We start from the raw sequence: 12,769 nt of genomic DNA on the forward strand, positions 1-12,769 counted from the left end.
GCAGAAAATTCCGTATTTTCGATTTCAATTAATTTATAAACTAAAAGAATCAATTATGGGGATGTTTTCAGAATTTAAGGAATTTGCAATGAAAGGCAACGTAGTCGATTTGGCTGTCGGTGTTATAATTGGAGCTGCTTTTGGCAAAATTGTGAGCTCATTAATTGAAAATGTAATTACGCCATTAATATTAAAACCGGCACTAGATGCGGCACATTTATCGACTATAGAAGAGCTAACTGCTTTTGGAGGCGTTAAGTATGGTTTGTTTCTTTCGGCAGTAATTAACTTTCTTATTGTTGCTTTTGTTTTATTCTTAATTATTAAAGGAATAAATCATGCAAAAAAGAAAGAAGTTCCGCCACCAGCTGCACCAGCAGGACCAACACAGGAAGAATTACTTATTCAGATTAGAGATCTGTTAAAGAATAAGCAATAATATAATAATATACCGCTACACTAAGTCTAACTTAACCGCTTCTTGATTGAGGCGGTTTTTTTTGTGATTATCTAATGGCATTCGTAAGATAAATAAAATATATTTGAGAGATTATAATGCAAAGAAACCTTAACGATTATGGCAAGCGGATTTATAGTATTAAAAGATGGCAGATGTTTTGGAAGGAGATGGACGGGTTATGATGAAATTTTAAAAATTGCAATTAAAGAATTATTCTTGTTTGAAAAAGGAAAAGACTTAGCTAATTGGTTAGAAACTCAAATCCCAGATTTAGATGATGAAAGTGGAGAATGTGGTTGGGGATTTTATAAAACAAGCAATGACGAATGGATAAATAGGCATTTGGATTTAAGAAGCCTTACGCCTGAAAACCAGAAGTTATTTGGAGAATCTATTGTAAATGGCAGGATTAAACTACTAGATTTAAAAGAAGAGTATTCATGTTTAAATATTGATTTTTTTGAAACTTTTTTTAAAATGTATTTACTTTCTGAAAAAGGTGAACCTCCATTACAATTTTCAGATTGGGGAAGGATTGTAGATTGTAATGAAAAAAATGGTCCTGGTTGGGATTAAAAAAGAACATTGTTTGATTTATAACATTTTGTTATTTTTTGTGAAGCACATTGTTTTGTTTTTTATTATAGCTACTTTTGCAGAGTAAATTAGATTAATTCATACTAAAAATATAAAAATGAGAATAGCCGTTGTAGGTGCCACTGGTATGGTTGGCGAAATAATGCTTAAAGTTTTAGCAGAAAGAAATTTCCCTGTTACAGAATTAATTCCTGTGGCTTCTGAGAAGTCGGTTGGAAAAGAAATTGAATATAAAGGTCAAAAATATAAAGTTGTAGGATTACAAACCGCTGTTGATTTAAAAGCAGATATTGCTGTTTTTTCGGCAGGAGGAGATACTTCATTAGAGTGGGCGCCAAAATTTGCAGCAGCAGGAACAACAGTTATTGATAATTCTTCGGCATGGAGAATGGATCCGACAAAAAAATTGATCGTTCCGGAAATCAATGCTGATACATTAACAAAAGAAGATAAAATTATTGCAAACCCAAACTGTTCTACTATTCAAATGGTATTGACTTTGGCTCCGTTGCACAGAAAATATAACATTAAAAGAATCATTGTTTCTACTTATCAATCGATCACCGGAACTGGTGTAAAAGCGGTAAGACAATTAGAAAATGAATACGCTGGAATTCAGGGAGAAATGGCATACAAATATCCAATTCATAGAAATGCAATTCCACATTGCGATAGTTTCGAAGAAAACGGATACACTAAAGAAGAAATGAAATTAGTTCGCGAGACTCAAAAAATTCTTGGTGATAATACCATCAGAGTTACTGCAACTGCAGTTCGTGTACCAGTTGTGGGCGGACATAGTGAAGCGGTAAATGTTGAGTTTACAAATGATTTTGATGTAAACGAAGTACGTGAAATTCTGCACCATACAGATGGAGTAGTGGTACAGGATAATTTAGATACATTTACATACCCAATGCCATTATATGCAGAAGGTAAAAATGATGTTTTTGTAGGTAGAATTCGTCGTGACGAAAGCCAGCCAAATACATTAAACATGTGGATTGTTGCTGATAACCTGAGAAAAGGTGCTGCAACAAACACAATTCAAATTGCTGAATATTTAATTCAGGCAGGTTTGGTATAAGCTAGAGATTAAAGAAAATTGTTATAAAGGAAAAGCCGTAATTGCAGAAATGTGATTGCGGTTTTTTTATTGCGTAACTTTTAAAAATTGTAATTCATAAACGATACTTTTGTTTGATATTCATTTAAAATTATGAGAACAGAGATTAGTTATTTTTGGTTTGGAAAGTTTGAATCAGAAAAAGAATATTTTGATTTTGTGGGCGAGGATGAAGCGTATTATGAAGATGATGATTATGAAGAAAAATACATATCGGAGTTTGCAAAATCCCAAAGCGAGCATTTTTTAGATCATGATTTTATGGAAAGCGGATTTGAAAATGAAGCGATTTCTTTTGAAGAAAAATTCGTGGGATATTCGTATGGTACACAATGGATTTCTGAAGCGAAAAAAAGATTGATGCACTTAAATAAAAATCCGGAAGAGCTAAATACGCTTGTGTTTATTTCGAAAAATCAGATTAAAAACCCGGTTTCGATAGCTGATGCAAAATTTAATCTCTTATATATAGGAGAAATTGAATATGATATTTGAATTTAAAGTTTTAAAGAAAATAGCGAAAATCGTATCTTAGCTATTATAAATACAGATGAAATGAATTTCGACAATTATAAAATAATCCCGAATTACAAGACCAATAAAACAGACTTATTTCTTGCAGAGGATGAAGATATTCTGGCGTGCGAGAAAACCTTAAATATTGTTTTTGATGATGATTATAAAGAATATGTTTCAACTTACGGAAGCGGAATTCTTGGCGGAACTTATGTTCGAATCTATCTTCCGGAAACCATAATCCTTACTTTAGAAGAATGGAAAAATCGTATTACAGAATATTGGTTTTGGGATGAAGGAAAAGAGGTGTTGACAAAAGAGGAAGTTTTAAATTCAATTAGAATTGGAGACACGTATGACGGAGATGAAATTATTCTTTATAAAGGAGAATATTTCGTTTTGCCAAGACATAGCGAAATGATTTATAAAACAGGAAATACACTCGAAGAAACGATAACCTGGTTGTGTTCGTCAGGAATTTTAACCGAAGCATTTCCTGAAAGAGAATTTGAACCTTTTGACCCGGATGATTTGGGGTAAACTACAAATAAAAAATTCCAAATTCCGATAGTGTGTACTATTGTTGGAATTTGGAATTTTAAAATTTTGTACTTTATGGTTTAGTATTCAGGAGCTAATTCTAATTCTAATCCTTCTAATTCAGTAGTAATTGGAATCTGGCAACCCAAACGGCTATTTGATTTAACGTAAAATGCTTCCGACAGCATGGCTTCTTCTTCATCTCCCATTTCAGGTAATGCAACATCATTAAGAACATAACACTGGCAAGAAGCACACATGGCCATTCCGCCACAGGTTCCTTCAACAGGTAGTTCGTATGCTTTGCACAACTCCATTATATTCATTGCCATATCAGTTGGAGCTTGTAACTCGTGTATAACTCCTTCTCGATCTTTAATCTTTATTAATACATCCATTTTAATTATTTGGAATTTTACTGGTTAGGATTTTATAACGTGAAAAAATCCTTAATTACGTTAACTATTTTTTAAACTAAATGCGTATTCTTTTTTGCTTCCTTCTTTAGGGCGCATTTTTACGCCAAGAATATTTCCGTTTTTTTCTAGTATAGTAACAAAAGCAATTACAGAATAATAATCTTTATCTGATTGAAAGATTAAAGTACCTTCATAAGTTGAATTCATTACTCCTTGTTTATCTGTTGTTACAGATACTTTTCTAGGATGTGCAAATTGAGCTGCGCTGTAAGTTGCTTTGTTTGCAAATTTGGCTTTGCCGTTACAGAAATCGTATAAGAAATCATAATTACCAATTCTTAAACTGCCTTCCTCTTCATTTGCGTTAGTCGAAAATACAATCTGACCTGAGTATTTAAAGTCTGACCATTCTTCTGATTCGTTTAACCAGGCTTTGTCAACAACTAGAGTTTGCGTAGTTTGCTGTGCATAATTCACAGAAACAAAAAATAGCAATAAAAATAGAGCGTAATAGTTCTTCATAAATTTAAGATTTTGGGGTTATGTGACAAATTTAAGTTAAATATGTAACAATTCCTTAACTAAAACTCTTAAATCTTTACGTTGTTTTTTGCTAAATCCGCAATAAGTTGCTTTGTTTGTGTCTTATTTTTAAAAAATATCAAATCAAAGCGCTTAAAGAACTATTATTCTTGTTAATTGATTAAATCTAAAAAGCAGAAAAAATAGCGTTTTTATTACATTATATTTACCACAGTTTCTATTTGCGGAGCATATTTTTTTATTGTTGTTTCAACACCTGCTTTTAGCGTCATTTGGTTTACACTACAGCTAATACATGCTCCTTCAAGACGAACTTTGACATGTTTGTCATCGTCTATAGAAATTAGCGTAATGTCTCCTCCGTCAGAATTTAAAAAAGGTCTGATTTCGTCTAGAGCCAATAATACGTTGTTTGTTAATTCTTCTGTTGTCATAATATTAATGTGTCAATTAGAGAATTCGAGAATTAGATAATGCTTAAAGAAAATTTTAAATTCTCCGGGAAGCATTATCTAATTGCCTCATTATCTCATTATCTAATTTATTTCTTTACTGCTGAACAACCTGCCATAGTTGTAATTTTAATGGCTTCTGTAGCAGGCAAAGTATCATTTCTGTTTACTACTTCCTGCACAACATTTCTGGTGATCTCTTCGAAAACAGTTTCGATTACAGAAGCAGTTTGCATTGCTGCAGGACGGCCATAATCTCCGGCTTCACGAATAGATTGTACAATTGGTACTTCACCTAAAAACGGAACATCTAAATCCTGAGCAAGGTTTTTTGCACCTTCTTGTCCAAAGATATAGTATTTATTGTCAGGTAATTCTTCTGGTGTAAAGTACGCCATATTTTCGATAATTCCCAAAACAGGAACATTGATGTTATCCTGCATAAACATAGCAACTCCTTTTTTAGCATCGGCAAGAGCTACAGCCTGAGGAGTACTTACTACAACAGCACCAGTAATTGGTAACGATTGCATGATCGAAAGATGAATATCTCCGGTTCCTGGAGGTAAATCGATTAACATAAAATCTAAATCTCCCCAATCTGCATCAAAAATCATTTGGTTCAATGCTTTTGCAGCCATTGGACCTCTCCAGATAACAGCTTGACTTGGAGCTGTAAAGAAACCAATAGAAAGGATTTTGATATCATAACTTTCAACAGGTTTCATTTTTGATTTTCCGTCAATAGTGATCGAAATTGGTTTTTCGCTTTCAACATCAAACATAATAGGCATCGATGGTCCGTAGATATCGGCATCAAGAATACCAACATTAAATCCCATTTTAGCAAGCGTTACAGCAAGATTTGCAGTAACAGTCGATTTACCAACTCCACCTTTACCAGAGGCAACGGCAATGATATTTTTGATTCCCGGAATAGCCTTTCCTTTTATTTCGTTCGGGTTTTCCTTCGCTTCAACTTTAATGTTTACTTTGATTTTTGCCTCAGGAGATACCAACTCAAGAATTGTTTTTCTGATATCATCTTCGGCTCTTTTTTTAATGTGCATTGCTGGTGTGTGCAAAAGTAAATCTACCACAACTTCATCACCAAAAGTAATGACATTGGCAACAGCGCCACTTTCAACCATATTTTTTCCTTCTCCGGCTATAGTGATTGTCTCTAGAGCTTTAAGAATTTCTTTTCTATCTAATTTCATCTTAATCTACTGTTTTCTATTGAAAGAAATCAATTTCCGTATTGTGTTTATTTAAACTGATTTCAGACTACAAAGATAACAGATTATGTTCGGATTCAAACCCTTTTAAATTGTATTTATTGATATAGAGATTAGTCAAAATGATTTTAAAGGTTTGTATTTGCTTTCTTACAATAAAACTAAAGCAAAAATTGCTTCTGAGACGATGTATTAAAAATGCTTTTTAAGTTAAAACTGATTAATTTTATATTCAATTTTAAAAAAATGATGACTAAAATGTCAATAATCTTAGCTATATTTGAGTACCCAAATTATGATTTCCACTGTTTGAAAAATATATGAAAACTTGTTTTTGGACAAATTATGGGGTTTCGGTATTTTTTAAATAGAATTTCCTTTCTAATTTAAATCTAAGAAATATGCGAAATTTTACTTTCTTCTCTGTAATTATTGCTGTTAGTTTTTTGATGTCACCCTTTGAATCTTCTGCCAAAGAGATTATTACAAAAAATAAAAAGACGGAATTTGAAAATGTTCTTTCCTCCAAAAGATATGTTTCAAAAGCTACTGTTGATGCGGAATCCATTAATCAGTTTTATAAAAAATATCCCAAATTAAAAAAATACCAAAATGATGTTCTCGATCTTTATAAAAAGAAAGAATACAATTTGATTTGGCATGATGATAAAAGCGTTAGCGAATTTGGATCGCTCTTGTATCATAAAGTGCATTTGCTTAATGACCAGGGTATAAAAGCTACTATGCCTTATATGGATTTGGTAGATGATATTTTTAATGAAAATGTCTCTAATAAATTACCTCAAATTGATACCGAACTTTTATTGTCTAATATGTATGTGTTTTATGCAAGCAACGTTTATTCAGGTGTTGATGCTGCAACCCTAAAGAAAATTGGTTGGTTCTTGCCGGCAAAAAACATATCGTATGCCAAGATATTAGACTCTCTTATGGTCGATCCGGACCGATTAAATAAAGATGAAAATCTTTTATTCGGACAATATTATAAACTTCAAAAAGTATTAAAAAAATACCGAACAATTGAGAAAAATAATCTTTGGAAGAAAATAGATATTGATAGCGCAACTTACAAAGATTTGCGACCATTTGATAGTGGTGTTGCGATAAAACAAATACGCGAACGTTTGTTTGTAGTGGGTGATTTAGCGCAGGATTCTAAAAGAGATGTCTACGACGAAGAAATGATGGCCGGTGTTTTAAAGTATAAAAAAAGATACGGACTTAAATTAAATTATGCCCTTACCAGAGATCATATTAATCAGATGAATGAGCCTATTGGTAATCGTATAAAAACGATAATGCTAAACATGGAGCGTTGCCGATGGATCCCGACAAATCTGGCAAAAGCAGATGAATATATAATGATTAATATACCATCATTCAGGTTGATTTATGTAAAAAATGGTAAATACGAATTAGTATCAGATGTTTTTGTAGGAACCCGAATGACCGAAACGGTGATCTTTAGCGGAGAGATGGACAGGATTGTTTTTAGCCCGTATTGGTATGTTCCGCAGAGTATCATTAAAAATGAATTAAAACTAAAAATGGCCGAAGATAAAAACTATCTGGCCGATCATAATATGGAATGGAATGGCGGTAACGTTCGACAAAAACCAGGTCCTAAAAACTCTCTGGGATTGGTGAAATTTATGTTCCCAAACCCGAATGATATTTACTTGCATGATACACCGGCAAAAAGTTTGTTCGAATTCGAAAAACGTATTTTTAGCCATGGATGTATTAATGTAAAAGAAGCAAAAAATCTGGCGCTTGCCATTTTAAAAGACGATCCGGATTGGCCAGTTGATAAAATAGATCAGGCGATGAGCGGCGAAAAAGAAACTACTTGCAAGCTGAAAATTAAAATACCTATTTATATTGGTTATTTTACAGCCTGGGTAAGCGATGACGGCGATATTGGTTTTTATCCTGATGTTTATGATAGAGACACGCAATTGTATAAACTACTCTATGCTGATGCTGTAATGTAAAATAAAAAGAAACCTGCCAAGTTGTTAAAATTTGGCGGGTTTCTTAAAAAAAATGGTCTACAAGCTTATTCGTATTTTAAATATTTTAAGATATCGATTTTGGTTACCTGATAGGCTTTTGCCAGCACTATTATTAAAGTTAAAATCACTAACGAAACTAGAGCAACGCTAAACGGAGCAACTGAAATATTGGTTCTGAATGCAAAATTCTCCAGCCATTTTTGTAACAAAATATAGGCTGGGATAATACCAATTACAAACCCAAATAAACAGAAACCAATATATTGTTTGGATAGTTCTTTTAGTAAAGCATCCGTTTCTGCGCCTAATGTTTTTCTGATTGCGATTTCTTTTAATCTTCTTTCCATCGAGAATGAGGCTAAAGCAAATAAACCAAAAACGGCTATAATGATTACCACAAGATTCAGGATAAAAAATAAATTTTTCTGTTTCACCTGTTCTTGATAGGTTTTGGCAAATCCTTTGTTTACAAATTCATAGTCAAAAGGATAATCCTGATTGATGTTTTTCTCCCAATAGTTTTTTAATTTTGCTAAAGTCTCGGTTAAGTTGTTAGGTGAAACTTTTACAAAAACATTATCAAAATTATTCCATTTAAGAGTTTTTATTGTTACGAAAATCATTGGAGGAACTTCGCTCTGAAGACCGGTAACATGAAAGTCCTTAACAACACCAACCACTTTAAATGACATATTTCCTTTCTCATTTCCCCAACCGGATTGTATTATGGTATTTATAGGGTTTTTAAGTCCTAGTTTCTTGGCCAGAGTTTCATTTATTAGCCAATTGCTAATGGTGTCTGAAGCGTATTTCGGGGATAAATCTCGTCCTTTAACGATTTTAATTTTCATCATTTCGAGAAAACCATAATCCATTACAATATTCCTTGGCTGTACAAAAATACCATTGTAGGTAAAACCTGAACTTGAATTACTGCCATTTCCAAAAGAACCTGCAAATGTAGATGCATCCTTAACGCCTGAAAATTTTAAGATCTCTTGTTTTGTAGTTTGGTATTTTTCTGATTTTTTAGATTGATCATTATATCTAAACGGAATACGGATGACTTGATCTCCGCTAAAGCCAAGATCTTTATTCATCATATAAGTTACCTGAGAGTTTACGATTAAAGCACCAATAATAAAAAAGGCAGCAATACCAAACTGAAAAATCAACATCGAATTTCGAATCCAGATACCGCTTTTGCTTCTGGAGAAATTGCCTTTTAAAACTTTTAATGTTTCAAAATTAGAGATGTAAATAGCAGGGAATATACCAGCAAGAACGATTACTAATGCAAATATAAAAATAAGCTGCAGGTAAAATTCGTTGCCATTCATAGTTAAAGACTTTTTCAAAAAGTTGTTATAATATGGCAATGAAAGTTCTACAATTGCCAAGGCAAAAAGAATAGCCAGAGTTACAATTATAGCAGTTTCAAATATAAACTGAGCGATAATTTGTTTTTTGCTCGCTCCAACAATCTTACGAACTCCTACTTCTTTGGCGCGTTTTATTGCTGAAGCAGTTGCAAGATTAATATAGTTTACTAAAGACAAAGTAAGAATCAGGATAGATAAACCAACCATGATATAAAGTAATTGTAAATTACCTCTTCCTTCAGGAAAATTATCGACATTAATAGATTTTGTGCCGTGTAAGCGAGATGTCGCTAATTGGTCAACAATAATCCCAATCTCACCATTTTCTTGGATATATTGCTCAGCTGTTTGACCATTTTCTTTGGCACTTTTTAAAGTCCTGTTGATAAAATTTACATTTTTCATCTTCTTTAAAACCGTCTCTATACTAACTCCTTTTCGGGTTTTAATCATTAAGGTATAATTGAAGTTCCCCCATTGGCTAATATCATTTTGGTCTATTAAGCCTCCAAAAACATAATTGGGTTCTATAGAAGAAGGTTTGATGATTTTATAAACCGATTTTACCACAAAAGGTTTATTGTCCTTTGTAATAATTTTGCCAATAGGATCTTCATTTTTAAAAATTAGTTTCGCAGTCTCATCAGAAATAGCAACACTGTTTTTTTCTTTTAAGATGTCTTTTTTGGATCCTTTGAGAATTGGGAACGGAAAAGAATCAAAGAAGTCATAATCTGCCATTATGATTTTTTTTCCAATCCATTTTTGGCCGCCATGTTTTATTACATCTTCGGCATACCAATTGGCGAAAAAAGTAATAGATTCGATTTCAGGAATAGTGGCTTTGCAGGTTAAGCCAAAAGGCACAGGGCTTGAGTTCCATATATCGCCACTGTCTCCAAATTTATTTAGAACCTGATATACATTTTCTTTTTCAGGATTCCATTTATCGTAGGCGTGTTCGTTATTCCAATATAAAATCGCAAAAATTACGCCTGCAATTCCAATGCTTAATCCCATGACATTCAAAAACGAAAACAATTTGTTTTGCTTTAAATGATATATAAATATTTTAAACCAGTTAAAAATCATGATAGTTTTTTTATAGTTATTGTAGTTGGTTTTTTAGTGTGATCTAACAGGTTTTTAGGCCTGTTAGATTGTTATATTATAGCTAATACTTTGCAAACAAATCCCACGAGGATTAAGATTGCGGTTACAATAAATTTTATCATTTTAAGGTTATTTAGCGTCCATAAAAACATCAACATTTCTCTGATTTAGTTTCTCAGAAAATATAACTCCATCTTTCATATGAATCGTTTTTTGCGAAAACGAAGCATCATAATCAGAGTGTGTCACCATCAAAATAGTGGCTCCTTTAGCGTGCAAATCCGTTAAAAGTTCCATTACTTCATTACCATTTTTACTGTCCAGATTTCCTGTAGGCTCATCGGCAAGGATAATTTTAGGATCATTTACCAAAGCTCTTGCAACGGCAACCCTTTGTTGTTGTCCTCCTGAAAGTTGCTGCGGATAATGTTTTAATCTGTGCGAAATATTTAGTTTCTCAGCAATTGCCTCGATTTTTTGTTTTCTTTCTGATGCTTTTACATTGTTATAAAGCAAAGGCAATTCGATATTATCATAAACCGAAAGTTCATCAATCAGGTTAAAATTCTGGAAAATAAAACCAATGTTTTCTTTGCGAACAATGGCTCTTCCTTTTTCTTTTAAACCCACCATTTCCTGATCTAAAAGCTTATAACTTCCGCTGGTCGCGCTATCCAAAAGTCCAATTATATTGAGTAAAGTCGATTTTCCGCAACCAGAAGGTCCCATGATTGTCAGGAAGTCTCCTTTTTTAATTTCTAAAGAAATTTCGCTTAAAGCTGATGTTTCTACTTCTTCTGTTCTAAAAACTTTGGTTAAATTTTGAATTGTTATCATAGTTTTAAAATTTTAGTTGTTATTGATTGTTTTTTGATTGATGATTGATTGATGATTGAAACGTTGCTAATTATAAATTATGAATTATGAGTTGTGGCTTGGGTTTGAATCCTGAAACCTAAAACGAATTTATTGTGCTGGTGAACTAATCGATAATTGTTCAACATCCTTGTAGTCAGTATAAGAAGAGGTGATCACAGATTCTCCTTCTTTTAAACCTTCCAGAACTTCATAATACGAAGGGTTTTCCCGGCCTAATTTTATATTTCTTCTTTCGGCTTTATTTCCTTTTACTACAAAGATCCATTTTCCTGCGGTTTCCTGACTAAAACTTCCTTTTTGAATGACAAGAGTTTTATTTTTTTCAGATAAAATTAGTTTCACGCCAAAACTTAATCCGTCTTGTAATACAATATCCTCTTTAGATGTAAAAGCAAGTTCTACTATAAAATGTCCGCCTTTCACTTCCGGTATTACTTTGGTAACTAAAACTTCAAGGTTTTTTCCTTTAAATTCTACCTGACCTTTCAAACCTTCGCGTATTTTTTCCAAATAAAATTCATCAACATCCGCAGTCAGTTTATAACCTTGTTTAGAATCTATTTTTCCGATGCTTTCACCCGCCTGAAAGGTTTTTCCTAACACGGGTTGAAAAGAAGTAAGTCGGCCGGATTCCGGAGCAGTAATCAAAAAGTTCTTTTTGTTGTTTCTTAAAATATCCAAACTTTTCTCCATAGTTTGAATCGAATGATTGATTTGCGAAATCTGAATCTGATTCGTTTGTTTTTCTTTTTGAATACTTTGCTGAATCGTTCTTTTGCGTTCTTCCTGAAAACGAAGGCTTTCCTTAAAAGTATTCCAGTCGTTTTTAGAAATAACCTCTTTTTCATATAATCGGGCATTCATATCGTATAATCTTTTGGCGTCATTATAATCATGTTCAATTAAAACCAAATCTTTATTCAAGTTCAATTCCTGATTTCTAATGTTTAGTTTTCCTGTATTCAAATTGTTGATTTGCTCAATAATTGCTGTTTCCTGAGTCAGATAATTCAATTCAGTATTTGGGTTGTACAAACGAGCCAGCGACTGACCTTGTGTAACCATCGCGCCATTCTCAACAAAAATCTCTTTTACAGATCCTCCTTCTGTAACATTTACAAGCATCACATTCAAAGGTTCTACTTTGGCCTGAAAAACAACAAAATCTTCAAAAAAGGCTTTTTCAACTTTCTGAACACTTAATTCTTCTGCTTTTACATTTAAACTTCTTTTAGTATTAAACGAAAAAAATACGATTGTTGCCAAAACTAAAAAAACTCCAATTGCTATTGTGAGATATCTAAATTTTCTATTTTTACGAGGAATTACTTTGTCCATTTCTTTAATAATTTACTGATTACCAATAGGTAAATACTGTGCCATAAAAATTATTATTTGTAAAGTGTTGATTTTAAAGAAGCTTTAAAAACCATTCAAAAAAGAAGTGTTCGATAATGAACAGTTGACC

At 32.7% G+C, this 12,769-nt stretch carries 13 protein-coding genes; 6 read left to right on the plus strand and 7 right to left on the minus strand.

Going from position 1 to position 12,769, the window contains the following annotated elements; all coding sequences use genetic code 11:
* Nucleotides 1-55 precede the first annotated feature (55 nt).
* From mscL to L0669_RS06785, 5 genes are all read left to right on the plus strand, one after another.
* The gene (mscL, locus tag L0669_RS06765) at nucleotides 56-439 is read left to right on the plus strand and encodes a large conductance mechanosensitive channel protein MscL (protein ID WP_065451524.1); all 384 of its coding nucleotides are present in this window, start codon (nucleotides 56-58) and stop codon (nucleotides 437-439) included.
* Between the two features lie 138 nt (nucleotides 440-577).
* Entirely contained in the window at nucleotides 578-1,036 is a 459-nt protein-coding gene (locus tag L0669_RS06770) for a hypothetical protein (protein ID WP_263762267.1), read from the plus strand.
* 118 nt (nucleotides 1,037-1,154) lie between these two features.
* A complete protein-coding gene (locus L0669_RS06775; protein ID WP_173969569.1) occupies nucleotides 1,155-2,144 on the plus strand; it encodes an aspartate-semialdehyde dehydrogenase in 990 nt (329 codons plus the stop codon).
* A 132-nt stretch (nucleotides 2,145-2,276) separates the two neighbouring features.
* On the plus strand, nucleotides 2,277-2,678 hold the full coding sequence (locus L0669_RS06780) for an immunity 22 family protein (protein ID WP_263762269.1): 402 nt from the start codon (nucleotides 2,277-2,279) through the stop codon (nucleotides 2,676-2,678).
* A 60-nt stretch (nucleotides 2,679-2,738) separates the two neighbouring features.
* The gene (locus L0669_RS06785) at nucleotides 2,739-3,239 is read left to right on the plus strand and encodes an SMI1/KNR4 family protein (protein WP_263762271.1); all 501 of its coding nucleotides are present in this window, start codon (nucleotides 2,739-2,741) and stop codon (nucleotides 3,237-3,239) included.
* Between the two features lie 80 nt (nucleotides 3,240-3,319).
* On the opposite strand, the gene L0669_RS06790 is transcribed toward L0669_RS06785, so the two are convergent.
* The 4 genes from L0669_RS06790 to L0669_RS06805 all read right to left on the minus strand — a co-directional run bounded on the left by L0669_RS06790 (nucleotide 3,320) and on the right by L0669_RS06805 (nucleotide 5,873).
* Nucleotides 3,320-3,637, minus strand: coding sequence for a 2Fe-2S iron-sulfur cluster-binding family protein (locus L0669_RS06790; RefSeq protein WP_026982672.1), 318 nt, complete (start codon nucleotides 3,635-3,637; stop codon nucleotides 3,320-3,322).
* Between the two features lie 60 nt (nucleotides 3,638-3,697).
* Entirely contained in the window at nucleotides 3,698-4,180 is a 483-nt protein-coding gene (locus L0669_RS06795) for a hypothetical protein (RefSeq protein ID WP_173969566.1), read from the minus strand.
* A gap of 215 nt (nucleotides 4,181-4,395) precedes the next feature.
* Nucleotides 4,396-4,635 (minus strand): NifU family protein, encoded by a 240-nt coding sequence (locus L0669_RS06800; protein ID WP_055097397.1) that lies wholly within the window; start codon nucleotides 4,633-4,635, stop codon nucleotides 4,396-4,398.
* A gap of 107 nt (nucleotides 4,636-4,742) precedes the next feature.
* Nucleotides 4,743-5,873, minus strand: a complete 1,131-nt coding sequence (locus L0669_RS06805; protein WP_173969565.1) for an Mrp/NBP35 family ATP-binding protein — start codon at nucleotides 5,871-5,873, stop codon at nucleotides 4,743-4,745.
* 419 nt (nucleotides 5,874-6,292) lie between these two features.
* On the opposite strand from L0669_RS06805, the gene L0669_RS06810 reads away from it, so the two are divergent.
* Nucleotides 6,293-7,906 carry a L,D-transpeptidase family protein gene (locus L0669_RS06810; RefSeq protein ID WP_263762273.1) on the plus strand — a complete coding sequence of 538 codons (1,614 nt, stop codon included), beginning with the start codon at nucleotides 6,293-6,295 and terminating at the stop codon, nucleotides 7,904-7,906.
* A 65-nt stretch (nucleotides 7,907-7,971) separates the two neighbouring features.
* On the opposite strand, the gene L0669_RS06815 is transcribed toward L0669_RS06810, so the two are convergent.
* The 3 genes from L0669_RS06815 to L0669_RS06825 form a co-directional block, all read right to left on the minus strand.
* The gene (locus tag L0669_RS06815) at nucleotides 7,972-10,401 is read right to left on the minus strand and encodes an ABC transporter permease (protein ID WP_263762275.1); all 2,430 of its coding nucleotides are present in this window, start codon (nucleotides 10,399-10,401) and stop codon (nucleotides 7,972-7,974) included.
* Nucleotides 10,402-10,551: 150 nt separating this feature from the next.
* The gene (locus tag L0669_RS06820) at nucleotides 10,552-11,259 is read right to left on the minus strand and encodes an ABC transporter ATP-binding protein (protein WP_263762278.1); all 708 of its coding nucleotides are present in this window, start codon (nucleotides 11,257-11,259) and stop codon (nucleotides 10,552-10,554) included.
* 129 nt (nucleotides 11,260-11,388) lie between these two features.
* The gene (locus L0669_RS06825) at nucleotides 11,389-12,639 is read right to left on the minus strand and encodes an efflux RND transporter periplasmic adaptor subunit (RefSeq protein WP_263762281.1); all 1,251 of its coding nucleotides are present in this window, start codon (nucleotides 12,637-12,639) and stop codon (nucleotides 11,389-11,391) included.
* Between the last annotated feature and the right edge of the window lie 130 nt (nucleotides 12,640-12,769).

Source organism: Flavobacterium bizetiae (assembly GCF_024271895.1).
In the GTDB taxonomy this organism is placed as follows: domain Bacteria; phylum Bacteroidota; class Bacteroidia; order Flavobacteriales; family Flavobacteriaceae; genus Flavobacterium; species Flavobacterium bizetiae.

Coding starts and splice junctions, on each gene's coding strand:
- mscL (WP_065451524.1), top strand. CDS start 56: ATGGGGATGTTTTCAGAATTTAAGGAATTTGCAATGAAAGGCAACGTA.
- L0669_RS06770 (WP_263762267.1), top strand. CDS start 578: ATGGCAAGCGGATTTATAGTATTAAAAGATGGCAGATGTTTTGGAAGG.
- L0669_RS06775 (WP_173969569.1), top strand. CDS start 1,155: ATGAGAATAGCCGTTGTAGGTGCCACTGGTATGGTTGGCGAAATAATG.
- L0669_RS06780 (WP_263762269.1), top strand. CDS start 2,277: ATGAGAACAGAGATTAGTTATTTTTGGTTTGGAAAGTTTGAATCAGAA.
- L0669_RS06785 (WP_263762271.1), top strand. CDS start 2,739: ATGAATTTCGACAATTATAAAATAATCCCGAATTACAAGACCAATAAA.
- L0669_RS06790 (WP_026982672.1), bottom strand. CDS start 3,637: ATGGATGTATTAATAAAGATTAAAGATCGAGAAGGAGTTATACACGAG.
- L0669_RS06795 (WP_173969566.1), bottom strand. CDS start 4,180: ATGAAGAACTATTACGCTCTATTTTTATTGCTATTTTTTGTTTCTGTG.
- L0669_RS06800 (WP_055097397.1), bottom strand. CDS start 4,635: ATGACAACAGAAGAATTAACAAACAACGTATTATTGGCTCTAGACGAA.
- L0669_RS06805 (WP_173969565.1), bottom strand. CDS start 5,873: ATGAAATTAGATAGAAAAGAAATTCTTAAAGCTCTAGAGACAATCACT.
- L0669_RS06810 (WP_263762273.1), top strand. CDS start 6,293: ATGCGAAATTTTACTTTCTTCTCTGTAATTATTGCTGTTAGTTTTTTG.
- L0669_RS06815 (WP_263762275.1), bottom strand. CDS start 10,401: ATGATTTTTAACTGGTTTAAAATATTTATATATCATTTAAAGCAAAAC.
- L0669_RS06820 (WP_263762278.1), bottom strand. CDS start 11,259: ATGATAACAATTCAAAATTTAACCAAAGTTTTTAGAACAGAAGAAGTA.
- L0669_RS06825 (WP_263762281.1), bottom strand. CDS start 12,639: ATGGACAAAGTAATTCCTCGTAAAAATAGAAAATTTAGATATCTCACA.